Origin of the sequence: Rhizobium aethiopicum (assembly GCF_900094625.1) — a bacterium.
GTDB lineage: Bacteria > Pseudomonadota > Alphaproteobacteria > Rhizobiales > Rhizobiaceae > Rhizobium > Rhizobium aethiopicum.
This window is the reverse complement of the sequence record NZ_FMAJ01000015.1, coordinates 1-22,178: the sequence shown is the minus strand read 5'-3', so window position 1 is coordinate 22,178 and position 22,178 is coordinate 1. Positions and strand designations below refer to the sequence as shown.

The 22,178-nt window shown below is 60.8% G+C and carries 22 protein-coding genes and 1 pseudogene; 13 read left to right on the top strand and 10 right to left on the bottom strand.

Translation table 11 applies throughout. The features are described 5' to 3' along the window. Positions 1-61 precede the first annotated feature (61 nt). Positions 62-880, top strand: coding sequence for an ABC transporter ATP-binding protein (locus GA0061105_RS25105; RefSeq protein ID WP_092753618.1), 819 nt, complete (start codon positions 62-64; stop codon positions 878-880). A 13-nt stretch (positions 881-893) separates the two neighbouring features. Next, positions 894-1,775 carry an ABC transporter permease gene (locus GA0061105_RS25100; protein ID WP_092753616.1) on the top strand — a complete coding sequence of 294 codons (882 nt, stop codon included), beginning with the start codon at positions 894-896 and terminating at the stop codon, positions 1,773-1,775. 283 nt (positions 1,776-2,058) lie between these two features. Here the strand turns inward: GA0061105_RS25100 and GA0061105_RS25090 are convergent, their stop codons facing one another. From GA0061105_RS25090 to GA0061105_RS25075, 4 genes are all read right to left on the bottom strand, one after another. Continuing rightward, complete coding sequence (locus GA0061105_RS25090) at positions 2,059-3,459, bottom strand: sensor histidine kinase (protein WP_092753614.1); 1,401 nt, start codon at positions 3,457-3,459, stop codon at positions 2,059-2,061. Continuing rightward, the gene (locus GA0061105_RS25085) at positions 3,449-4,117 is read right to left on the bottom strand and encodes a response regulator (protein ID WP_092753612.1); all 669 of its coding nucleotides are present in this window, start codon (positions 4,115-4,117) and stop codon (positions 3,449-3,451) included. Before GA0061105_RS25085 ends, GA0061105_RS25090 begins: the two co-directional genes overlap by 11 nt. 64 nt (positions 4,118-4,181) lie before the next feature. Continuing rightward, complete coding sequence (locus tag GA0061105_RS25080; protein WP_092753610.1) at positions 4,182-5,027, bottom strand: carbohydrate-binding protein; 846 nt, start codon at positions 5,025-5,027, stop codon at positions 4,182-4,184. A gap of 125 nt (positions 5,028-5,152) precedes the next feature. Continuing rightward, complete coding sequence (locus GA0061105_RS25075) at positions 5,153-6,943, bottom strand: heparinase II/III domain-containing protein (protein WP_092753608.1); 1,791 nt, start codon at positions 6,941-6,943, stop codon at positions 5,153-5,155. Between the two features lie 222 nt (positions 6,944-7,165). Here GA0061105_RS25075 and GA0061105_RS25070 point away from each other — a divergent pair, with 222 nt between their 5' ends. The 9 genes from GA0061105_RS25070 to GA0061105_RS25030 all read left to right on the top strand — a co-directional run bounded on the left by GA0061105_RS25070 (position 7,166) and on the right by GA0061105_RS25030 (position 16,092). Then, the gene (locus GA0061105_RS25070; protein ID WP_092753762.1) at positions 7,166-8,122 is read left to right on the top strand and encodes a carbohydrate ABC transporter permease; all 957 of its coding nucleotides are present in this window, start codon (positions 7,166-7,168) and stop codon (positions 8,120-8,122) included. Beyond that, positions 8,119-8,955, top strand: coding sequence for a carbohydrate ABC transporter permease (locus GA0061105_RS25065; RefSeq protein ID WP_092753606.1), 837 nt, complete (start codon positions 8,119-8,121; stop codon positions 8,953-8,955). Before GA0061105_RS25070 ends, GA0061105_RS25065 begins: the two co-directional genes overlap by 4 nt. A 4-nt stretch (positions 8,956-8,959) precedes the next feature. After that, on the top strand, positions 8,960-10,132 hold the full coding sequence (locus GA0061105_RS25060; protein WP_092753604.1) for a glycoside hydrolase family 88 protein: 1,173 nt from the start codon (positions 8,960-8,962) through the stop codon (positions 10,130-10,132). Between the two features lie 15 nt (positions 10,133-10,147). After that, positions 10,148-11,257 (top strand): ABC transporter ATP-binding protein, encoded by a 1,110-nt coding sequence (locus GA0061105_RS25055; RefSeq protein WP_064693114.1) that lies wholly within the window; start codon positions 10,148-10,150, stop codon positions 11,255-11,257. Positions 11,258-11,277: 20 nt separating this feature from the next. Beyond that, positions 11,278-12,003 carry a DUF624 domain-containing protein gene (locus GA0061105_RS25050; protein WP_092753602.1) on the top strand — a complete coding sequence of 242 codons (726 nt, stop codon included), beginning with the start codon at positions 11,278-11,280 and terminating at the stop codon, positions 12,001-12,003. A gap of 40 nt (positions 12,004-12,043) precedes the next feature. Further along, positions 12,044-13,318, top strand: coding sequence for an ABC transporter substrate-binding protein (locus GA0061105_RS25045; RefSeq protein WP_092753600.1), 1,275 nt, complete (start codon positions 12,044-12,046; stop codon positions 13,316-13,318). A gap of 78 nt (positions 13,319-13,396) precedes the next feature. Further along, positions 13,397-15,253: a DUF2264 domain-containing protein gene (locus GA0061105_RS25040; protein WP_092753598.1), complete on the top strand. Its 1,857-nt coding sequence runs from the start codon at positions 13,397-13,399 to the stop codon at positions 15,251-15,253. 174 nt (positions 15,254-15,427) lie between these two features. Further along, positions 15,428-15,670: a type II toxin-antitoxin system Phd/YefM family antitoxin gene (locus GA0061105_RS25035; RefSeq protein WP_064693118.1), complete on the top strand. Its 243-nt coding sequence runs from the start codon at positions 15,428-15,430 to the stop codon at positions 15,668-15,670. Beyond that, the gene (locus GA0061105_RS25030; protein WP_064693119.1) at positions 15,670-16,092 is read left to right on the top strand and encodes a type II toxin-antitoxin system VapC family toxin; all 423 of its coding nucleotides are present in this window, start codon (positions 15,670-15,672) and stop codon (positions 16,090-16,092) included. Before GA0061105_RS25035 ends, GA0061105_RS25030 begins: the two co-directional genes overlap by 1 nt. On the opposite strand, the pseudogene GA0061105_RS25025 reads toward GA0061105_RS25030, so the two are convergent. From GA0061105_RS25025 to GA0061105_RS25000, 6 genes and pseudogenes are all read right to left on the bottom strand, one after another. Continuing rightward, positions 16,089-16,597 (bottom strand): annotated as a pseudogene (locus GA0061105_RS25025) (HIT family protein). The gene GA0061105_RS25030 and the pseudogene GA0061105_RS25025 overlap by 4 nt on opposite strands. 45 nt (positions 16,598-16,642) lie before the next feature. After that, entirely contained in the window at positions 16,643-19,015 is a 2,373-nt protein-coding gene (locus GA0061105_RS25020) for a PAS-domain containing protein (RefSeq protein WP_245304423.1), read from the bottom strand. Between the two features lie 185 nt (positions 19,016-19,200). Continuing rightward, positions 19,201-19,620: an HD domain-containing protein gene (locus GA0061105_RS25015; protein ID WP_092753594.1), complete on the bottom strand. Its 420-nt coding sequence runs from the start codon at positions 19,618-19,620 to the stop codon at positions 19,201-19,203. 5 nt (positions 19,621-19,625) lie between these two features. Continuing rightward, on the bottom strand, positions 19,626-19,964 hold the full coding sequence (locus GA0061105_RS25010; protein ID WP_092753592.1) for a DUF2934 domain-containing protein: 339 nt from the start codon (positions 19,962-19,964) through the stop codon (positions 19,626-19,628). Between the two features lie 129 nt (positions 19,965-20,093). Continuing rightward, a complete protein-coding gene (locus GA0061105_RS25005) occupies positions 20,094-20,450 on the bottom strand; it encodes a hypothetical protein (RefSeq protein ID WP_064693124.1) in 357 nt (118 codons plus the stop codon). A gap of 106 nt (positions 20,451-20,556) precedes the next feature. Continuing rightward, a complete protein-coding gene (locus GA0061105_RS25000) occupies positions 20,557-20,847 on the bottom strand; it encodes a hypothetical protein (protein ID WP_064693125.1) in 291 nt (96 codons plus the stop codon). Positions 20,848-21,199: 352 nt separating this feature from the next. On the opposite strand from GA0061105_RS25000, the gene GA0061105_RS24995 reads away from it, so the two are divergent. Both GA0061105_RS24995 and GA0061105_RS24990 read left to right on the top strand, forming a co-directional pair. Further along, on the top strand, positions 21,200-21,514 hold the full coding sequence (locus tag GA0061105_RS24995) for a co-chaperone GroES (RefSeq protein WP_092753590.1): 315 nt from the start codon (positions 21,200-21,202) through the stop codon (positions 21,512-21,514). Between the two features lie 149 nt (positions 21,515-21,663). Continuing rightward, positions 21,664-22,178: TCP-1/cpn60 chaperonin family protein (locus GA0061105_RS24990; protein ID WP_280949952.1), on the top strand; the 515-nt coding region annotated here is incomplete at its 3' end.

The following is a 22,178-nucleotide window of genomic DNA, read 5'->3' as shown; positions in this document are numbered from 1 at the left end:
CGGCGTCCGTTCGATCATGGGCATCGCGTGCGCGCCCTTAAGTACGCCTCCAGGTATCACCATGCAACAGGACAACAAACAGACCCCGGCGATCGAGCTGATCAATGTCAGCCGGCGCTTCGTCTCGCCGACCGGAAAGTCGCTCACTGCGCTGCGCGATTTCAACATGACGGTCGCCCGCGGCGAGTTCGTCGCCGTCGTCGGCCCCACCGGCTGCGGCAAATCGACGACGCTCAATCTCGTGACGGGCCTGGCACGCCCGAGCGCGGGCGAAGTCCGTCTGATGGGCGGGCCGATCACCGGCATCGATCCGCGTGTCGGCTTTGCCTTCCAGACCGACGCGCTCTTCCCATGGAAGAACGTCATCGACAATGTCATGGCCGGCCCGCTGTTTCGCGGCAAGTCCCGCGCCGAGGCGGAACAGAGCGCTCGTGACTGGCTGGCCCGCGTCGGCCTGTCGAAGTTCCTGCACCACTATCCCCATCAGCTTTCCGGCGGCATGCGCAAACGCGTCTCGCTGGCGCAGACCTTCATCAACGAACCTGAAATCCTGCTGATGGACGAGCCCTTCTCGGCTCTCGACGTGCAGACCCGCACGGTCATGCACGAAGAACTCCTGAAGCTATGGGCCGAACGCAAGGCCTCCGTAGTCTTCGTGACCCACGATCTCGAAGAAGCCGTGGCGCTTGCAGACAAGGTCTATGTGCTCACCGCCGGTCCCGCGACGGTGAAATCGGTCTACACGATCGACCTTCCCCGCCCCCGCGTCGTATCGGAGATCCGCTACGAGCAGAACTTCATCGATTACTGCAAGACGATCTGGGAGGACCTGCGCGAAGAGGTCGAGACCAGCTACCGCCGCGCAAGCGAAGCGGCCTGACGGGAGGATTATCATGGCACACGTCACACTCGAGGCCGGATCGGCCACTCTCTTTCGCGCGGGCACGTCAGATGCCGAGATCGAAGCCTCCGCGCTGAAGGCGATGCGCCGGCGCAACACGCTGGTGCGCTTCTGGCAGATCGCCATTCTGGTCTTCGTGATCGGCATGTGGGAGCTCTCCTCCAACATGCAGTGGATCGACCCGTTCTTCTATTCGAGCCCGAGCGGCGTGCTTGAGCGTCTCTACGAATGGGCCACCGAAGGCACCACCGAAGGGTCACTCTGGTATAATCTGTGGGTGACGATGGAAGAGGCGCTGATCGGCTTCTTCGCAGGCTCGATCACCGGCGTCTTCGTCGGCATCGGCCTCGGCCGCAACCGTTTCCTGTCCGACATTTTCTCCGTCTACATCAAGGCGATCAACTCGATCCCACGCGTGGTCCTGGCCCCGATCTTCATCATGATCATGGGGCTCGGCCTGCCGTCCAAGGTGGCGCTTGCCTTCATCATGGTGTTCTTCGTCGTCTTCGCCAACGCCTTCCAGGGTGTGCGCGAAGCCGACCGCAACATGATCGCCAATGCCCGCATTCTCGGCGCCTCCGACTGGCAGGTGACGCGCACGGTGGTCATTCCCTCGGCGATGAGCTGGATCTTCGCCAGCCTGCACGTCTCCTTCGGCTTCGCGATCATCGGCGCCATCGTCGGCGAATTCGTCGGCGCCCGCTTCGGCATCGGTCAGTTGATCTCGATCGCGAAAGGAACCTTCGACGCCGCCGGCATGTTCGCGGCCATCCTCCTCGTCATGGTCGTCACGCTTGTCGCCGAATACATCATGACGCTGATCGAGAACCGCCTGGCGAAATGGCGCCCGCAGCAGCAGCTCGATACGCAGTAGCAAATCGGCCTCCTCCCAAGGCAGATCGACGAGAAGGCCGGGCATAACGCCCGGCCTTCTCTTTATTGACCGTGTCACCCGGCTCTTGCCCCTCATCCGCCTGCCGGCACCGTCTCCCCGCCTGCGGGGCGAAGGACCATGCGGCGACCTCTCCATTCCCCTGCGACCTCTCGCAAGGCACGTCCCCTCTCCCCGCGTGCGGGGAGAGGGCTAGGGTGAGGGGCAGCTTTTTGCGTGCATTCCCCGCGATCTGGACAGAATGGACAAGCCCAAGCATGACCATTCAGGCAAGCGGAAGCCGAACGGTCACAACGAGCCCGCCGCCGTCCGCATCGCTCAGCGAAACCGAACCTCCGGCGCCTTCGACGACCTCGCGCACGATCGCAAGCCCGAGGCCGCTTCCTTCACTTTCGGTTCCCATGATCCGGTAAAACCGTTCGAAAACCTGTTCGCGCTCCCCTTCGGGAATGCCCGGCCCATTATCCCAGACGGTGACGACGGCGTTGCCGTTTTCCTGCCCGACGGCAACGGTCACCCTTCCATCGGCACTGCTATAACGAACCGCGTTGTCGATAAGATTGACCAGCATCTCGCGCAGCATCGTACCGTCGCCCTCGACGATGACGGGACGGTCCGCTTCCAGCCCGAGATCGATGTTGCGCCTCAGCGCCTCTTCGGCATGGGCCTCCAGGATCTCGCGGGCAGCCTTGCTGAGATCGGTCGCATCGCTGCGCGGGCGGCGGCTGCCAGGCTCGGCTCGCGACAAGGTCAGAAGCTGGCTGGCGAGGCGCGAAATCTGCCGGGTACTGGTGCGCAGCGCAGCAAGCGCCTCATCGCGGCGGGCTGCATCGTCTTCGCGGGACGCCACGCTCGCCTGCGTCGAAATCAGCGCAAGCGGCGTCCTCAACTGATGCGCCGCATTCGATACGAATCGCCGCTGCGCGGCCATCTGGTTCTGGACGCGCTCCATGTAATCGTTCAGCGCATGAACGAGCGGGCGCAGCTCGCTCTGGACCATCTCCGGCGGCAGCGGATCGAGGCGGTTGCGCCCCCGCCGGCGCACAGCGTCCCGCAGTCTGAGCGCCGGCGCCAGGCCGCGCTGGAGCCCGAGGATGGTCACCAGACTTGCGAGGAAGACGAGCACGAACTGCTTCGAAAAATCCGAAAGCCACAACTGCCTTCGCATCGCATACTGGCTGGTATGCGTCACGGCGACGGTCACGGAGATTGTGCCGTCATTGGGAAGACCGACGACCGGATGATCGAGCATCAGGACGCGCACGGCGGCGCCGTGGAAGGCGCGATTCTCGCCAACGCGCTCTACGGCCGGCAACGGCAGATCGGGAAAGCCGCTCACCAGATTGCCCCACACGGTGATGACCTGGTAAAAGACGCGGTCGCCGAAGCCCGTATCGAACATCTCGAGCGCGGCCGGCGGCACATCCACCTGGACATTGCCGCCCTCATCGACACGGACGGCCTCGGCGATGACACGGGCGGATGCCAGAAGCGTTCGATCCGTCACCAGCTTTGCCGTCGCGTCGGCCGACCAGAAACTGTCGTAAAGATTGAAGGCAATCGCGCCGAAGAGCGTCAGCAGCACCCAGCAAAGCAGTTGCACCCTCAGGCTCTGGCGGAGCCGCGCGATCGTTCCGCCTGCCTTTGTCACGACGCTATTGGACATGTCTGAGCAGATAGCCGAGCCCGCGCAGCGTCGCGATCTGAACCGAACTGTTTTCGAGCTTCTTGCGGAGCCTGTGGACGTAGATTTCGATAGCGCTTGGATCGGCCTCGTCGTCGAAACCGAAGATACTCTCGGACAGGGCGGCTTTCGAGACCGTGTTGCCCAGCTTCATGACGAGCTGTTCGAGAACGGCATATTCCCGTGGCGTCAGCTGCAGTGGTTCGTCTTCAACGAAGAACTGCCGCGTCCCGCCGGAAAAGCGCAGGTTTCCAACGCTGATCTCTGACGATGCCCTATCCTGTCCGCGGCGCACCACCGCGCGGATCCTCGCTTCCAGTTCGGCGATTTCGAAGGGTTTGGCGAGATAATCGTCGGCGCCGCTGTCCAGCCCGGCCACGCGGCCATCCAGGCTCGCATTCGCTGTCAGAATGATGACCGGCAGCTTGTTTCCCGATTGCCTCAGCCGCTTCAACAGCGTCAATCCGTCAAGCTTCGGTAAGGAAAGGTCGAGGATCATCGCGGAATATTCGGCAACCTTCAGCAGATGCTCCGCGTCCTCGCCATCATAGGCAATGTCGATAGTGTATTGCGCCTGCCGCAGGGCTTTGCCCAGCCAGGCCGCCAGATCCTTGTTGTCCTCCACCACAAGCAGTCTCATGCGTCCCCCTTAGCACGGGCAGAGGGCGCGGCGGAAGCGTGCATATATCCGCCGAAGAGCGCTTCTAGGCGCGCTCGACCTCGTCCTCGGCAGCGACAGCCGCGGCGCTCCGGTCTCGGGTGCCGAGCGCCTCTGTTCCCCAGACCTCGATCTGCGTCAACGCCGGGAAGGGCGAGTCGTCGCCGGCCTTGATCAGTCCGTGCAGTTCCACCCATTCGACGATGGATGGCTCGACCGCAAAACCCTGCGCGGCACCAGATTTCACCAGCGGGAATGACAGACTTCTGCCGTTCGAGAAAGTGACGCTTGCCTCTTCCCACCATGAATCATGCGGAAAATCTGCCCGGAGGTAGAAGACGATTTCATCGATTCGCACCGGCCGGCCGAATTCCACCGTCAGCGCGGCTTGAGGATCGCGGTTGATGCCCCAGCTCGTATAGGGCCAGAAACCGTGGTTGTCGTTGGCCTTTTCGCCGTCGATGGCATTGCGCGCGGCGAAGGCCGCCTCGCCGCGGGTCTCCACATTGGCATGCGCATGCGGAAAGAGCGTGCGGTTGGCGTGATCGTCCCAAGGGTTCAGGGCGAGGTTGCGCCTTTGACCGATTTCGCCAGGGCGCGCGCGTCTCACTGAAAGCCGATGGATATCGCCCTTGAAGGCGTTCGGCGAATAGGACTTGCGCTTGTCGCCGGAGGGCACGGCAAGCGAATAGGCGCTTTCCTTCATATAGACGAGCGCGGGATGGATCGCGCTATCCAGAGCGAGAAAGACATGTTCCGGCTCGGAGGCTTCCAGGATCACGCGGTCGCCCTCACGGTAATTTTGGCGGTAGACGAGAAACGTCTCGTCCCGTCCTGTAGAGCTTGCCAGTATGAATCCGTCGGCATCCACGATCTTCAGCGTCAATTCCATGCTCGCCCTCCTGGCAGCATGATGCCGAAAAATGTAAGCGGTTTTCTCATGACATCATGCTCTAACTATTTAATTCAGAACAGCGATTCGGATCTCATGCCGAGGCGGCATAAGATCATCCTGTTCTAGACGATCCGCAATGTCAGGCGCTTGCCGGTAAGGGGCACGCGCAGACGGAAGAGTTTTTCAGGCCAGGCCGATCTCAGCCGGATATCATCCACCTCGATCTCATCGATTTCGATCGGGCCGGCGCCGTCGACGAGGATGCTGCCGAGATCGGCAAGATCGATTCGGTCAGCGGAAACGATCGGCGCGAGGCACGTCATCAGCGACAAGAGCGCCGGCTTATCTCCATCATGAGCGTCGACGATCTCGACATGACGGCCCCGTTCCAGGGAAACCATCCGGCGATAGCTACGCACTTTCGCTCCCGGGGGGTAGGCGCCCGCTATATCCAGCGATATGCGTGCACTCTCCTCGCCAATTTCGACCTCGACCTCACGCGCGCCGAAAGCCTCGCCGGCCTCCTGCATGACGCCTGAAAACGTCGGCAGGTTGTGGTAGGCCGACTGCATCGTCCATATTTCGTAGCGGCGCGGCGAGAAAGTCTTGGCGGTATAGGTCTCGACGCCGACGTCGATCAGCAACGGACGTCCGTTCTTGTAGAGCGTGATGCTGCCGACATCGTTGTGATTGTGGCCTTCGCCATTGTTGCCGCCCTTGACCGCCAGGGAAAACCGGCCGTCGCGGGCAACGAACAGGCCGATGCCGGGATAGAAGATATCGCGCGGGGGGGCCGGATGCGGATCGGCTGCGGGCAGCGTTCCCACCAGCAATTCCTGGACGCGGTACCAGAGGTTCCATTCTCCGGGCAGGTGCGGGCGTTCGGCCGCGGCCCTGTCGGCGGCGGCGAAGTCCGCCAGCATCTCAGAGTTGACCGCCTTTCCGAACAGATATTCCCTTGCGCTGCAGGGCTCGACGACCGCGGCGGAATCCGCGAAGTTGAAATAATGGCGGCCGGCCACATGCATGTTGGCGATATAATCGGCCATGTTGCGGATTTTCGGTTGCTGCCAGATCCCGGCAAACAGGCCCGGCGCCGCAGCATTGAGAACCGTCAGGGCACCATGGAGGCAAAGCGCAGCGTGGCGATAGTAGAGTACACCCTCCTCACAGGCTCCATCCTCGGCATAGTCCTTCAGGAATGCATCAAGGCTGGCGAGCGCCTTCTCAACGACCGCCCGGCGCGTCGCCTGATCGGTCTTCAAGGAAAAAGTCGCCACCAGGACGTTCTGGGTAATCCAGGCTGTCCAATTGTTCATCCTCTCATTGCCGCGACCCATCCACCAGAAATGCCGACCGAGATAGGGCAAGAGGATGCGGTCCTCGATCTCGCGCCTTACCCGCGCGGTGATCTCGGGGCTGACGCCGTCGAGCGCGCCGCCCAAAAGGGCGACGGTCGTTGCAAGCAGAGCTGCCGTTTCGGCGGCGAAGAGGTCGATGACGGGCTGCGAATTGTCGGGAAGCGGCAGCCGCGCACCATTGCGTTCGTAAGCGTTGTGCGCCGGAAGCTGCCAGCCGCTCTCCTCCGCGACCAGGAAGATGCCATCGATGATCTTCGGCAGAAACCGCCCATTCCCTTCGACAAGTTCGCCGAGCACCACATCGTTGAGCATCCGCCGTCGGGTGAAATAAAGCTCCTCGAAGCGCGAACGATTGCCGTTAGCAGTATATTCCCGGTAGTCTGAAGCCGTGATCAGAGGCCAGTCCCGCGCGAGTGTGGCTTCGGCGTCGCGAACGACCGCATCGCGCATCGCCTGCGGCACCGCGCTCCATCTCTCGCGATCGGAGGAGACCGTTCCGGGCGTGAAGTCGCCCAAGCTGTCGGGCAGATCTCCTGAAATCTCGCTGAACATGTTCCTCCTCGCGCTGGATAGAGCCTCGACCAGCGTATGACCTTCAATGTTCACCTATCATATGTTTCCGCTGCTCGCTATAAAATTTGTATGATCTATCCAGAACTTGTTTGACCAGTGCCGGATATGTGTTATGCCGTTGACCGGAGGAGAATGGCGACGGTCGGCAGAGGAACCCGCAAGCCGTCAAGCGCAGAAGATCCGCCCAGGAGGAAGGCATCGGTGTCCATATCGAATTCGGTCATAGCGACTGATCGCGCCCCGGCAACCTCTGACCGGAAGGTCGCGGTCCTGTCCAAACGGCAGCGCAAGATCCGCAGCGCGCTCGTCGCTTATTCTTTCATCGCACCGAATTTCCTCGGCTTCGCGGTCTTCACGCTCGGGCCGATCCTCTTCGCCTTCGCGCTTGCTTTCATGCATTGGGACGGCTCGAATGCGATCACCTTTGCCGGGCTCGACAATTTCTGGCGCCTGTTCGAAGATAAGGCCTTCATGGCAGCCTTCTGGAACACGATCATCTATACGGTCGCCTCAGTGCCGGCGACATTGCTCTGCGCGCTCGGCCTCGCCGTCCTCCTCAACCAGAAGATCGCCGGCCGCAATTTCTTCCGCACGGCGATGTTCTTTCCCTATGTCGCCTCGTTGGTCGCCGTAGCGGTGGTCTGGAACATGATCTTCAACCCCGAGATGGGGCCGGTGAACATGATCCTCTACACGCTCGGCCTCGACCCCAAGAACATGCCCGGATGGGCGGCCGACCGCCACTGGGCGATGGTGACGGTGATCCTCTTCGGCATCTGGAAGAACATGGGCTATTACATGGTCATCTATCTGGCCGGTCTCCAGGGCATCAATTCCGAACTCTATGAGGCCGCCGATCTCGATGGCGCCAATTCCTGGCAGAAGTTCATCCATGTCACCGTCCCGCAGCTCGGGCCGACGACCTTCTTCGTCACCGTCATGCTGACCATCCAGTCCTTCAAGGTGTTCGACCAGATCTACATGATCACCCAGGGCGGCCCCGGCACCTCGACGCTGGTTCTCGTCTACCACATCTATAACGAAGCCTTCATTTCCTGGGATCTCGGTTATTCCAGCATGGTTTCGCTGGTGCTGTTCTTCCTCGTGCTCGCCGTCACCATCTTCCAGTTCCGCCGCCAGCGGGAGGACGAAGCATGAGGATCGCAGGGCGCAAAGTAACCGCCAAAACGGTCCTCCTCTATGCCATCGTCATCACCGTGACGATCGTCATGCTGATGCCTTTCGCCTGGATGCTGTCGGCCTCCCTGAAGCTCAGCCGCGACGTCTTTGCCTTCCCAATCGAGTGGATACCGTCGCAGCCGCAATGGCAGAATTACGTTGATATCTGGACGAAGATCCCGCTTGCGCTTTTCATCTACAACACCTCGAAGCTGACGATCATCGTCACGCTGCTGCAGCTTGTGACTTCCAGCTTTGCGGCCTATGCCTTTGCCAAGCTGAACTTCCCCTACAAGAACACGCTGTTCCTCGGCTATATCGCCACCATCGCCATGCCCTGGCAGGTCTATATGGTGCCGCAATTCCTGCTGATGCGCGAGTTCGGCCTCAACAACACGCATCTGGCGCTGATCTGCTTGCAGGCCTTCACCGCCTTCGGCGTCTTCCTGATGCGGCAATTCTACATGTCTATCCCGACCGAGCTCTGCGAGGCGGCCCGCATCGACGGCATGAATGAATACCAGATCTGGGCGCGCATCATGCTGCCGCTGTCGAAGCCCGCGCTCTCGACCTTGACGATCTTCACCTTCGTCAGCACCTGGAACGACTTTCTCGGGCCGATGATCTATCTCACCAAGACGGAGCTGAAGACCGTCCAGATCGGCCTGCGGATGTTCATTTCGCAATATTCGGCCGAATACGGGCTGATCATGGCGGCCTCCGTCGTCGCCCTCATCCCCGTTCTCATCGTGTTCCTCTCTCTGCAGCGCTTCTTCGTCGAAGGCATCGCCTCGACCGGACTGAAGGGTTAAAACCATGAACGCCGTTTCCTCAGTCGCCCCGCAGCCGATCACCGACGAAGAGGTAAAATCCGCGCTCGATCTTGCCGTCGCGCAGATCAGGCGCAACCTTCCCGAGTTCACCTACGCCTCGCAGAACCATTCGAGCGTTGGAAATTTTTACCCCGCAGTCGCGAACGACCAGTGGACGGCGGGCTTCTGGCCCGGCGAGCTCTGGCTCGCTTTCGAGCAGAGCGGCGACCCTATCTTCCGCCATGCCGCGCAAATTCAGGTCCAGTCGTTCTTGCACCGGATCGAAAACCGGATCGAGACCGATCATCACGATATGGGCTTTCTCTATTCGCCGTCCTGCATCGCCGCCTGGAAGCTCGTCGGCGATGAAGACGGCCGCAAGGCGGCAATCCTCGCCGCCGACCAGCTGATCGAGCGCTTCCAGCCGATCGGCCAGTTCATCCAGGCCTGGGGCCGCAAGGGCAAGGCGGAAGAATACCGCTATATCATCGATTGCCTCTTGAACCTGCCGCTCCTCTATTGGGCAAGCCGCGAGACAGGCGATCCGAAATACCGCGAGATCGCGCTCATTCACGCCCGCACCACGCTCGCCAATTCGGTCCGGCCAGACGATTCCACCTATCACACTTTCTATATGGACCCGGTTACCGGAGCGCCGGTCCGCGGCGCGACCAAGCAGGGCTACAGAGATGACAGCGCATGGGCGCGCGGGCAGGCCTGGGGCATTGCGGGCATGGCGGCCTCCTATCGCTACGAGCGGATCGATGAATATCGAGAAACCTTCGACCGGCTGCTCGCCTTCTATCTCAACCGGCTGCCGGCCGACATGGTGCCCTACTGGGATCTCGTCTTTTCCGATGACGACGGCGAGCCGCGCGACAGTTCGTCAGCCTCGATCACCGCCTGCGGCCTTCTCGAAATGGCCGATCTCGTCGAAGCCGAGGCCGCCGAACGCTACCGGACGTTGGCACGGCGGATGATGAAGAGCCTCGCCGATCATTATGCGGTCAAGGATCCGGCGGTTTCGAACGGACTCGTGCTGCACGCCACCTATTCGAAGAAATCGCCCTTCAACACCTGCCGCGGCGAGGGCGTCGATGAATGCGTCTCCTGGGGAGATTATTATTACATGGAAGCTTTGACGCGCCTTTCGCGTCGCTGGTCTTCCTATTGGTGACGTCAGGAGGACCCGATGGCCAGCATTTCGCTTAAAGAGCTGAACAAATCCTACGGCGCGCTCACCGTCGTCCACGATATCGATTTGGAGATCGCCGATAAGGAGTTCATTATCCTGGTCGGCCCCTCCGGCTGCGGCAAGTCGACGACTCTCAGGATGATCGCCGGCCTCGAGGAAATCTCCGGAGGCGAGCTCCGGATCGGCGGTGATGTCATGAACGACGTCCCCTCCAAGGATCGGGATATTGCCATGGTCTTCCAGAACTATGCGCTCTACCCGCACATGACCGTCTATAAGAACATGGCCTTCGGCCTGCAGCTGCGCAAGGTTTCACGCGATTTCATCGATAAACAGGTGCATGATGCGGCCAAAATCCTCGACATCACGCACCTCCTGAACCGGAAGCCGAAGGCGCTTTCGGGCGGCCAGCGCCAGCGCGTGGCGCTCGGCCGCGCCATGGTACGCAATCCGGCCGTTTTCCTTCTCGACGAGCCGCTTTCCAATCTCGACGCCAAGCTACGCGGCACGATGCGCTCCGAAATCACCAAGCTGCACAAGCGCCTCGACGCCACCTTCATCTACGTCACCCACGATCAGGTGGAAGCCATGACCATGGCGGACCGAATCGTCGTCATGAAGGACGGGCACATCCAGCAGGTCGACACGCCGCAGAACCTTTACGACCGTCCGATCAACATGTTCGTCGCCGGCTTCATCGGCGCACCGCAGATGAACATGCTGCCCTCGACCATCCTGCGCCGGGGCGACGGCTACGTCGCGGTCTTCGACGGCCGCGAGCTGCCACTGCCCGCCCATTTCGACAAGAGCAGGATCGCACCCTATGAGGGCCGCGAAGTGGTCCTCGGCATCCGTCCGGAGAATTTCCACGAACTGCCGCCGGCCGATATTCCGGCCGAGAATCTCGCGCCCCTGAAGGCGGTCGTCGAACTTTCCGAACCGATGGGCTCTGAAGTGCATCTGAACATGGTGGCCGGCGGGCGCAATCTTATCGCCCGCGTCTCGCCGCGCTTCCGGCCTGCGATCGGCGACGAGGCGACGCTCGTCGCCGACATGAGCAATGCGCAGCTGTTCGACAAGGAAACGGAACGGTCGATTCTTTACTGAGGCGCCTGCGGGAGACGGCCATGCAGTGGTTGCGGGACATGTGGACGAAGGAGGGGCCGGGCATTCCAAAGGATGCGCCCGCGAAGACCGGCCTTGCGCTCTTCGCCGATATCCTCGCTCGCGAATGGTGGGAGATGGTCAAGCTGAACATCTTGTTTCTCCTTGCCTCGCTCCTCGTCGTGACGCTGCCGGCGGCACTCGTCGCCATGGCCCGGGTTTCGGTGGCTTTGGTAGAGGATCGCAACACCTATCTGCTCAGGGATTTCGCCGAGGCATTCCTGCGTTATCTCTGGCGCGCCACCGCCTGGGGTCTGGCGCTGGGCGCGGCCTTTGCGATCTGCATCTATGTGATCCTGACCTATGCCGCCGGAGCGCGGGACAATCTGGTCCTTGCCGCACCGCTGGCCGTTGCGCTTGTCGCAACCACCTTCCTTGCGGTCACCGCCTGCCATCTCATCATGCTGATGGTGATGCGTGATCTGCCGGCGCTGCGGCTCCTTCGTCTCGCAGCGCTCGCCTCGGTCGTCCGCCCGCTTCCGGCGCTTGGCTCACTCGCCTTCAACGCCACCCTGTGGCTCACGCATATCCTCTTTTATCCGGTTTCCGTGTTCATGCCGGCGACCGTCAATTTTTCACTCGGAATGTTCGCCGTCGCATTCGGCGTCCATCGGGCGGCGGTGATGGTTCTGGATTTGCCGGACACAACGCAGCCGCACCGCAAACCGCATGCACCAAACGCATCATAAAACAGTCGATCCAGAAACGATCCAGGGAAGGAGAACAGGAATGTATTCGGATAAATTCGGGAGGACGATGAAACTCGCCGTGGCGGGTTTCACCTTGGCCGCAACAACGGCCGGCGCCGCACTTGCACAAGACGCCGTAACGCTGAAATGGGCTTTGTGGGACTGGGATAAAACCGCCTATTACAAGCCGCTGATCGAGGCCTATCAGGCCAAGCACCCCAACGTGAAGTTCGAGCCAATGGATCTCGGTTCGCAGGACTACCAGCAGATGATTTCGACGCAGCTGACCGGCGGCTCGAAGGATATCGACATCGTCACCATCAAGGACGTGCCGGGCTATACCAACCTGGTGCGCGCCGGCAACATCGCCGATCTTAGCGGCTTCGTGAAGGATCAGAAGATCGACCCCACGCCCTATGGCGGCCTGATCGAGGAACTGACCGTCGACGGCAAGATCTACTCCCTGCCGTTCCGCTCGGACTTCTGGATCGTCTATTACAACAAAGACATTTTCGACAAGGCAGGCGTGCCCTACCCGACCAATGACATGACCTGGGCGCAGTTCGACGAGACCGCCGAGAAACTTGCCGGCGGCATGGGCACCAACAAGACCTATGGCGCGCTGCTGCACACCTGGCGTTCGACCGTCCAGCTGCCGGGCATCCTCGACGGAAAACACACGCTGGTCGACGGCGACTACGCCTTCCTGAAGCCCTGGTACGAAAGAGCGCTCACCCTGCAGAAGGATGGCGCCATCCCCTCCTATGCCTTCCTGAAAACGTCGAACACGCATTACTCTGCGCTCTTCTTCAACGGCACGATCGGCATGCTGCCGATGGGTACCTGGTTCGTCGGGACCCAGATCGCCAAGGTCAAATCGGGTGAATCGAAGAGCAAGAACTGGGGCATCGTGAAGTTCCCGCATCCCGATGGCGTTGCCGCCGGCACGACGGCGGCGCAGATCTCGGGTCTCGCGGTCAACGCCAATTCCACCCATAAGGAAGCCGCGCTCGACTTCATCAAGTTCGTCACTGGCCCGGAAGGGGCAGCCGTCATCGCCTCGACAGGCACCTTCCCCGCGCTCAAGACCGCTGATGTCAGCGCCAAGATCGCGGCAACGCCCGGCTTTCCTGAGGACGCGGCCAGCAAGGAAGCGCTGATACCGTTGAAGGCCTATCTGGAGATGGCGGTCAACCCGAACGCCGCCAAGATCGAGGTCGTGCTCAACCGCGCGCATGACGCGATCATGACCGACAACACCTCCGTCGATGACGGGCTGAAGGAAATGACCGAAGGCGTGAAGGCCATCAAGTAAGCCTTCACGCGATATCGACGGCCGCGGGTCAGCATCCGGCCCGCGGCCGATCCTGTTTTATGAAATTCCGAGCTGACGATGATATATGATCCCGCCAGGGCAAATCCGCTTTTCGGCAATCCCCTGAAGACTCGTGACGACCTCGCAAAGGCCGTCAACGATCTCTTCACCCCGCTGCTGCCCTATTTTTCCGAAGGCGGCGCCCGCGTGCGCCTGGGTGCCGCCGGCGCGATCTTCGATCGAGCGGCAGCGGACCTGGAAGGGTTTGCGCGGCCGCTCTGGGGCATCGTTCCCCTTGCGGCCGGTGGCAGGCATTTTCCGTATTGGGATCTATATCGGCGCGGCCTGACGAACGGGACCAATCCCACCCATCCCGAATATTGGGGTGATCTCGCCGACCGCAACCAGCGGCTCGTCGAGCTCGCAGCCGTCGGCTTCGCGCTGGCGCTCGTCCCCGAACACATCTGGGAACCGCTCAACGACAGTCAGAAGAAGACGGTCGCCACCTATCTTCTTGCGGCGCGCGAACTGGAATTCATCGACAACAACTGGAAATTCTTCCGCGTCCTGATCGATCTCGGACTTGAGCGCGTCGGCGTGGCGTTCGACCACGGCAAGACCGTGGCCTATCTCGACGAATTGGAGGCCTTCGACCTCGGCGAAGGCTGGTATCGCGACGGGCCGGTGCGGCGGGTCGACCACTACATTCCCTTCGCCATGCATTTCTACGGCCTGATCTATACCGTGCTTGCGCGCGGCGACGAAGCGCGCAAGGAGCGCTTCCGCGATCGCGCTCGGACCTTCGCTGCGGATATTCGTCACTGGTTCGGCCCGGATGGCGCCGCCCTCGCCTTTGGCCGCAGCCAGACCTACCGCTTTGCAGCTGGCGGTTTCTGGGGCGCGCTGGCCTTCGCCGGCGTCGAGGCGCTGACCTGGGCCGAGATCAAGGGCTATTATATGCGCCATATCCGCTGGTGGTCGGCGATGCCGATCGCCGAACGCGATGGCGTTCTCTCGGTGGGCTACGGCTATCCAAACCTGCTGATGAGCGAGAGCTACAACTCGCCCGGTTCGCCCTATTGGGCGCTGAAATTCTTCCTGCCGCTCGCCCTTCCCGAGGATCATCCGTTCTGGACCGCCGAAGAGGCACCGCAGCCGGAATTCCCCGAGCCGGTGGCGCTGAAACAAGCAGGCATGGTCGCCATGCACTCACCGGGGAATGTGGTCGTGCTTTCCTCCGGCCAACAGCACGACAAGATGCGCGGCGCAAATGAGAAATATTCGAAGTTTGTCTATTCGACCCGCTACACCTTCAACATCGAGGCCGACGACCGGAACTTTCAGGCAGCAAGCTTCGACGGAATGCTCGGCCTTTCCGATGACGGCGTTCATTTCCGCATGCGCGAGACCATGGAGGAGGCGCTGATCGCAGGCGACCGGCTCTATTCGCGCTGGCGCCCCTGGAACGACATCATCATCGAAACCTGGCTGCTTCCCGCAAACCCCTGGCACATCCGCATTCACCGTATAACCACGCCGCGTGGGCTCAGCACCACAGAGGGTGGTTTTGCGATCGAACGCGCTGATTTCAGCGCCGATCGATCCGAACAGGCGGAAAGGCGGGCCGTCTGGTACGGACAGACCGACGTCAGCGCGATCGTCGACCTCTCGCCTCATCCGAGAACCGGCCACGCGATGAGCCCGATCCCCAACACCAATCTCATCCATGCCAAGACCCTGCTGCCGCAGCTGCGCGGCGAAATCAGCCCGGGAACCACCCTGCTGGCCACCGCGGCAATGGCTCTGCCTGTTCAGGAGAATTGGACGCAGGCACTGGAGCGCTCTCCGGTCTGCCCGGCGCTTGAAGAAGTGGAGCGGCACTTCCGCGAGAAGGGCGTTCCGGTGCCGGCATTCGCGTTGCAGCTCCAGCTTTGAAACCCGCCTTCCCATCAAAGTCTCTGACGACGCCGCTCGCATCCGGGTCGCGGCCCGGATGAGTTGGTTAGGGGTTGACCAACTTGGTGTATGAAGCCTATCATCGGCGCTCGTCGAGCGGTTCACCAAAGCGCCGTCTGCTCGAAGATGGACAAGAACCACGGAGAATCCGTCATGGCGGTCACGGTCAAAGTCGCCGAAGCGAAGACACACCTGTCGGAATTATTGGCAAAGGTTGAAGCCGGCGAAGAGGTTATCATCTCCCGCGGCAACAAACCTGTTGCCCGGCTTTCACGCATTCGTCGTGAAAACGATATCGACGCACTGATCTCCGAGATCAAGGCGCAACGTGCCGGCCGTCAATTGACGACGCAAGAAGAAATCCGAGAATGGCGTGACGAAGGCCGGCGCTACTAATGGCGTTTGTTCTTGACGCCTCCATCGCCGCTGCCTGGTTTCTTCCTGACGAACAACACGACGCAGCCGACCAACTGATGTCTGAGCTCAGCGCGACAGTTGCATTGGTGCCGACCTTATTCTGGTTCGAAACGCGCAATCTGTTTCTGATGGCCGAGCGACGTGGGCGGCTTCGATCCGGCGAGGCGTTGCTGCTGATGACGCAATTGCGGGGACTTGCCTTGGAGGACGCCGGATCGGGGGGCGACGGGTTGATACTCGACCTGGCGAGCCGCTATGCGCTGACAGGATATGACGCGAGCTATGTCGCCCTGGCCAAAGCGGAGGACCTGCCTCTGGCGACGGCTGATCGGAAGATGGCGAATGCCGCGCGCAGCGAAGGCATCACCATTCTTGGGCCACTCGAGCGCCTTGAAATCTAACTACGGTCAGTTCTCTCAGAATGGAATGCCCGGGCGATCTCCCGCGCCATCTCTGCCATCTGATTATCGGGGATCTGTAGAACGCCATGCTCTGCCATCACTGCGTGATATTGCTGTTCTTCGAGAGGCACGCCTGAGGGCAAGGGAACGACATGAAAATGTAAGTGGCTGTTGGCCTGCTGGCTACCGAGCGAAAGTACATAAATTCGCTCGGCGTCAAAGACCCGTTTCAGGGCGCAAGACAGCAGGTGCACCTTCTCCTGCAGCCGGAGATATTCATCTGTCGCCATATCGCGCGCCAAATCCTCGCGATGTTCCTTCGGACAGACAAGACAATATCCTGGCAACGTTGGATACTTGCTCAGGAAAATGATCGTTTCGTCGTCTTCGAAAATGCGATGGTGAAAGAATGCGGGATCATCCCTGACCAAGCCGCAGATAAAACACGGCCTTGCTGCAATGTCTGCACATAAGCTTCGAGATCAAACCGCTGGCGGTCGATCATTGTGAGCCTCCTACGTCTCGCGTGAAAGGAAGTAGTCTCCCTTGCCTAGCGGCCAGCAGCAACGCGCGCTTCATCCGACATCTCGGCGCTGATGGGTAGCCGCAGCGTGAAGGTCGTGCCGTTCCCGCGGCTGCTCGCCACCTCGATCGTTCCGCCGTGAAGCTCGATGATCTGTTTGACGAGATTGAGGCCGATGCCGGTGCCGGCGATGCCGGTGGAGCTTCTGGCGCGGAAATAGCGCTGGAACATCTTCGGCAGGTCGTCGGCATCGATGCCGATGCCTTCATCGCGCACCTTGATGCAGACGTTGGCCCCGTCCTGCCAGCCGGTCACATGAACGTTCGGGGCATCGGGCGCGTATTTCACGGCATTCGAGAAGAGGTTGCTGAAAACCTGGTCGAGCGCGGGTTGATCGCCGAAGATGGTCGGGGGAAGCCCGTCCAGTTCGAGCAGGAAACGGTGGGAGCGTCGGATGCTTTCCTGGCGGGCGCTGCAGGTTTCGATGATCTCGGCAATCGAGCAGGGCTTATGCACGATGGTGATCCGGCCATGATCCAGCCGCCCGGCGGCAAGAATACTTTCCATCAGTTCCAGCATGCGAGACACCGAGCTTCGGATCTGCTCCGCCTTTTCAGCGAGGAATTCCGGCGTCGCCGCCTCCTTGCGCCGGATGAGGCGCTGCGCCGCGCCGTCGATCACCGCAAGCGGGGTGCGGAACTCATGCGATGCCATCGAGACGAACTGGCGCTGCAACTCGTTGATCTGCTTTTCCTGTTCGAGCATCCGCTCGAGCTCTTCCGTCTGCCGCGCCAGTTCGACCGTGCGGGACCGCACCATCTCTTCAAGCGTGTCACGGTGCTGCAGCAATGCCTTTTCGGCGCGCTTGGCCTCGGTGACGTCGACGACAGCCATCAGCGACGCCGCCTTGCCCTTGTAGTTCAAACAGGTGGAATAGACAGTGACCTCGATGGCCGCGCCATCTCGCTTGAGATGCCGCGAGGAGCGGGTCGAGGCAGGATCTTCGACATCGAAGACGACGGCCGGCGGTCGGTCGCATTCCTGTGGCGCCTCAATGTCGGGCAGTCGCATCGTCAGGAATTGCTCCAGTCGGTAGCCGTAGTGATCGATGGCGGCCTGGTTTACGTGGAGAAACCTCAATGTTTCACGGTCGTAAACCCACATCGGCATCGGGTTGCCCTCGAACAGCAGCCTGAACGACGCTTCCTGCATCTTGAGATCGGTGATGTCGACTCGTATGCCGACACTCCCGCCTTCGGAGATCTGGCGTTCTTCGATCCGTATCCACCGGTTTCCGGGCAGGCGCTGCTCGTGTTTGCTGCTGGGCTCGGCATGAAGCGCCAGCCTCTCCGTCAGCCACGCCTCTTCGCGCCCGGCTGCTTCCGGATATTGGCCGCGTTCGAGGCCCGCACGCAGGCGATCTTCGAAGCGCATGCCTTTCACCAGCATATCACCGCTTTCGGCGTAGAGCTGTTCGTATCTCCTGTTCCAGAGGACGAAGCGGTCTTCCGCGTCGAACAAGACGAGGCCTTCCGGGACGACTTCGAAAGCCGCCAAAAGACGGGCATGCGCCGCCCGCGCCTCCTGTTCTGCGCGTTCTGCCTGGGCGTGCGCCTTGGCAAGGGCTTTTTCGGCAAGCCAGGCCTGGGTGATATCCTCGTGGGTCGACACCCAGCCGCCGTCCAGCGTTCGCTGGTGATAGCCGCGGATGATCTGGCCCGACTTCAGTTCCTTGATCCAATCCTGAGGTGTATCGCCCATATTGGTCGCTTCCGCCCAAGCGAGATATTCCGAGGTCGAAGTGGCGGGAACAGCACCGACCTCGTGTCTCAAAATCAAGATGTCTTCGAGTGACTGTCCCGGATGAATGACGGACGGATCGAGTCCATAGACTTCGGCATAACGGTTGTTTGAAAGGAGCAGCCGGCCGCCCTCGTCAAACAGGCAGACTCCTTGCCCCATGCTGGCAAGCGCCGTGTGGAGCTGTTCGTTGCGCCGCTGCAGTCCCGCTTGAACTGCGCCGAACTCAACATGTCGGTTTATGCGGGCGACGAGCTCCGCGGCGGAGACAAGATTGGACACGCAATCCACCGCGCCGGCGGCAAGCCCGCCAATCCGGCTCTCCTCGTCCTCCGGCGAAACGAGGATCATCACCGGAATATCACGCGTTACGGGATTTTCCTTGAGACGCCGGCAGTCTTCGAGGCCATCTCCCTCCGACAGGGCCTCCAGCAGAATAAGCTCCGGTAGCGGTCGCTTCGCGGCGCATTCGTGAAACTCGTTTCGGTCGAGAACGCGTAGCAAGATACCTTGTCGCTCAAGATCGTCGCGGGGACCATGCGGGGCTGAGAAGGTGCCTCCCATTGCAAGGACTGTGTGCAGTTCGCCGGACACGATCATTCCCCCGTTGGTCCACATAGAGGCGACTATAGGTCCTGCCGGTTAACATGCGCCTCACCTCAAGGTCAGCATCATGGCGTTATGCGTTCTATGGTTGAAGAATGGTTGCGGGCGCGGCGGAGAATATCAAGTGAGCAAGAGGAGGCGCGGCAAAGGCATTCTTCGCGAGGCGTCGGCTTGAAGAGCTACCGTTCGTTCCTGATCTCGTGCAGGAGATCAAGACCACGCTGGTACTTCTCGGTGTCCTTGCCGGCTTGTTCGGCCTGCCGAAGATTGTCTTCGAGGTCGGCCTGTTTGACCGGGAGCGCCAGTGGGTTCGATGCGGCGCGTCTGACGAATTCGTCATCGGGCTCTTCCGCCCGCCGGGTCAAAGCATCCACCGCGGAGATGATTGCTGGCGGGAAACCTTCCTCCTGCAACCTGTCGAGCGTCCAGCCACTGCCCTTTTCGGCGACGTCGTGAAGATAAGCGACCGTTCGTGCATCGTCGCCCGAGACGAGCAATGCAACCCGCTGGCAGTGGTCGAAGAACGGCCGTCCGGTCTTGTCCACCTGCCCTTTATGCGCCTCGAAGGCGACTTGCATGGCATGGTCGAGATGCTGCATGACGGTTACGGTCCTTCGGTGTTTCTGATCTTTCGCCGGGAAGGCTTCTCCCCCGTCGTTATCTCGATATCGGGCACGATCCCGGGTGTCGCCGCCCCCGCAACTTGAGCGAGTTCAGCTCGCGGCCGATCGAGATCACCACTCTCCCCGGCCCCTTGAAGCAGCGCCGCATCATCCCTGTCATCTTGATCAATCAGGTCTTGCAGCGTCGCGTGTTCGTCATCGCCGGCCAGCTCGTCGCAGGCTTGCATCCAATGACGCAGGTCCGCCCCCTCAGGACGGCCTTCGGCCTCCCATATTTCGTAAGCGCGCCGGCGTATCTGCTCGTGTTTGTCTATGGCCATGATCTTCTCCAGTTCCGACCTGACCTCGCAACTCGGTCCGGCCTATCCGGCCGAGCGCTTTTTCGCCATCTTCGGACAACGTTCGGCGCAGCTTTGGGAATTGTGCTCGATGAGCCGAGCGGCGTCGTTTTACGGCGTGTTGATGGTCGGAAGAAAATCCTCCACCTGCTTGCGTTGATCCTTTGAAAGCGTCTCTACCCGCTCCTGCCAAAAGCGTTCGGCCTCCGGCGGATCCTCCTCCCACTGGCGAACCGTGGTGATGTTGTCGTCGATCTTGGATCGGCGGCGCCCACCGAGGCTCAGATATTCCTTCGCCAGTTTCAGGCTTGGGGTTTCAGTGCCGCTATCGCCATCCAATATCGAGCGCGCGTTGCGCGCGGCGGCTTCCGCTGCCCCCTGGCGATCGGCGTCCGTCCGTCGCGTATCGAACGAGCGCGCGTCGTCTGTTCCGCTATCGGGTGGCATGTTGGTTTTAGAAGTGGTCATGGATCACCTTTCGATGCTGCTATCCAATAACCTGCGCCAGCCGCGAGAGTTCCGCATGCGGCGACTGATCCGGGCGGGCAATCAAGCCGAACCGTCCTGCCGGCGGTCAATGAACGGCCATGCTTACCATGCGATAAGGGTGCACGGCTTCGAACTGGGAGATCATCGCAGTTGCCTGGAGCAACACACGCTCGGCATTCTCGGGATCGTCCCGGGCGAGTTCGTCGGCATTGATGCGGATCGCTTCGGCCATGTTGTTGGACAATACAGCAAAGTGCGTATTGCCCTCGACAAGAGCCTCGCGGGCCGTATCCTCCAGCGTACGAGCAATATCGACGAAGATCTCCTCGCGTTCCTCGATGCTGAGGTCTTTGATTATATTTGTCTTTTCTTCCATGTCACTCACTCCTAAAGACGTGGGACGGAGATCGAGCTCATCGAGCCTCGATCGCCTGAGAGCTAGGAACGCCGAAATCCGGATTCAAGCCTAAGTGCAGTCTGAACTCGCCTTCGAGACGAGGGGACGACCATCGTCTTTATGTCGAACGCCGGAGCGGGTCTTCAGTTCCCGGAGGGGCTCGTTAGCAGTCGCCGCTGGAGAGTGCCAATTTTTGTCCCACTCCCCTTGAAATCAACGGGCTCTCGAACCAGATCATTCGCGCAAGGCGCGCGCGGCGTTGCCCTCGGGACCAATCATCCGGTCCGGCAAGGGCAAACGACGTCGTCATTGTCTGTCGATGGAGGAAAACATGTCGTTCCGACCGCTTCATGACCGCATTCTCGTCCGCCGTATCGATTCCGACGAAAAGACCAGGGGCGGCATCATCATTCCTGACACCGCCAAGGAAAAGCCGCAGGAAGGCGAGGTCATCGCCGTCGGCCCCGGCGCACGCAACGATGCCGGCCAGATCCAGGCGCTCGACGTCAAGGTCGGCGATCGCATCCTGTTCGGCAAGTGGTCCGGCACGGAGATCAAGATCAACGGCGAAGACCTGCTGATCATGAAGGAAAGCGACGTGATGGGTATCATCGAACCCCAGAGCGAACGGAAAGAGGCCGCCTGAGGCCATCAAGTCGCCAGTCAACGCTAAAGCGCGTTGCAATATCCGAGATTCGCACCTCGCGCTTTAGATATTAATTTTGTGCATGTCGTTCTCGCAAGACCGGTGAACACTTGCCGACATGCGCTAGCTGCCGATGAAGGAGTGAGGACATGGCTGCTAAAGAAGTCAAATTCAGCGTCGAAGCCCGCGAGAAAATGCTGCGCGGTGTCGACATCCTTGCAAACGCCGTGAAGGTGACCCTCGGCCCAAAAGGCCGTAACGTCGTGATCGACAAGTCCTTCGGCGCGCCACGCATTACAAAGGACGGCGTTTCCGTCGCCAAGGAAATTGAGCTCGAAGACAAGTTCGAAAACATGGGCGCCCAGATGGTTCGCGAGGTCGCTTCGAAGACCAGCGACATCGCCGGGGACGGCACCACGACTGCGACGGTGCTCGCCCAGGCGATCGTCAAGGAGGGCGCCAAGGCCGTGACCTCAGGCATGAACCCGATGGACCTGAAGCGCGGCATCGATCTCGCCGTCAGCGCCATCGTCGAAGAACTGAAGACCAACGCCCGCAAGATCTCCAACAATTCCGAAATCGCCCAGGTCGGCACCATTTCCGCCAATGGTGATCCCGAAATCGGTCGCTTCCTGGCGGAAGCCATGGAAAAGGTCGGCAATGA

Bases quoted from the DNA above. Each gene is read 5' to 3' on its own strand.
- GA0061105_RS25105 (WP_092753618.1), top strand. From the start codon at position 62: ATGCAACAGGACAACAAACAGACCCCGGCGATCGAGCTGATCAATGTC.
- GA0061105_RS25100 (WP_092753616.1), top strand. From the start codon at position 894: ATGGCACACGTCACACTCGAGGCCGGATCGGCCACTCTCTTTCGCGCG.
- GA0061105_RS25090 (WP_092753614.1), bottom strand. From the start codon at position 3,459: ATGTCCAATAGCGTCGTGACAAAGGCAGGCGGAACGATCGCGCGGCTC.
- GA0061105_RS25085 (WP_092753612.1), bottom strand. From the start codon at position 4,117: ATGAGACTGCTTGTGGTGGAGGACAACAAGGATCTGGCGGCCTGGCTG.
- GA0061105_RS25080 (WP_092753610.1), bottom strand. From the start codon at position 5,027: ATGGAATTGACGCTGAAGATCGTGGATGCCGACGGATTCATACTGGCA.
- GA0061105_RS25075 (WP_092753608.1), bottom strand. From the start codon at position 6,943: ATGTTCAGCGAGATTTCAGGAGATCTGCCCGACAGCTTGGGCGACTTC.
- GA0061105_RS25065 (WP_092753606.1), top strand. From the start codon at position 8,119: ATGAGGATCGCAGGGCGCAAAGTAACCGCCAAAACGGTCCTCCTCTAT.
- GA0061105_RS25060 (WP_092753604.1), top strand. From the start codon at position 8,960: ATGAACGCCGTTTCCTCAGTCGCCCCGCAGCCGATCACCGACGAAGAG.
- GA0061105_RS25055 (WP_064693114.1), top strand. From the start codon at position 10,148: ATGGCCAGCATTTCGCTTAAAGAGCTGAACAAATCCTACGGCGCGCTC.
- GA0061105_RS25050 (WP_092753602.1), top strand. From the start codon at position 11,278: ATGCAGTGGTTGCGGGACATGTGGACGAAGGAGGGGCCGGGCATTCCA.
- GA0061105_RS25045 (WP_092753600.1), top strand. From the start codon at position 12,044: ATGTATTCGGATAAATTCGGGAGGACGATGAAACTCGCCGTGGCGGGT.
- GA0061105_RS25040 (WP_092753598.1), top strand. From the start codon at position 13,397: ATGATATATGATCCCGCCAGGGCAAATCCGCTTTTCGGCAATCCCCTG.
- GA0061105_RS25035 (WP_064693118.1), top strand. From the start codon at position 15,428: ATGGCGGTCACGGTCAAAGTCGCCGAAGCGAAGACACACCTGTCGGAA.
- GA0061105_RS25030 (WP_064693119.1), top strand. From the start codon at position 15,670: ATGGCGTTTGTTCTTGACGCCTCCATCGCCGCTGCCTGGTTTCTTCCT.
- GA0061105_RS25020 (WP_245304423.1), bottom strand. From the start codon at position 19,015: ATGATCGTGTCCGGCGAACTGCACACAGTCCTTGCAATGGGAGGCACC.
- GA0061105_RS25015 (WP_092753594.1), bottom strand. From the start codon at position 19,620: ATGCAGCATCTCGACCATGCCATGCAAGTCGCCTTCGAGGCGCATAAA.
- GA0061105_RS25010 (WP_092753592.1), bottom strand. From the start codon at position 19,964: ATGGCCATAGACAAACACGAGCAGATACGCCGGCGCGCTTACGAAATA.
- GA0061105_RS25005 (WP_064693124.1), bottom strand. From the start codon at position 20,450: ATGACCACTTCTAAAACCAACATGCCACCCGATAGCGGAACAGACGAC.
- GA0061105_RS25000 (WP_064693125.1), bottom strand. From the start codon at position 20,847: ATGGAAGAAAAGACAAATATAATCAAAGACCTCAGCATCGAGGAACGC.
- GA0061105_RS24995 (WP_092753590.1), top strand. From the start codon at position 21,200: ATGTCGTTCCGACCGCTTCATGACCGCATTCTCGTCCGCCGTATCGAT.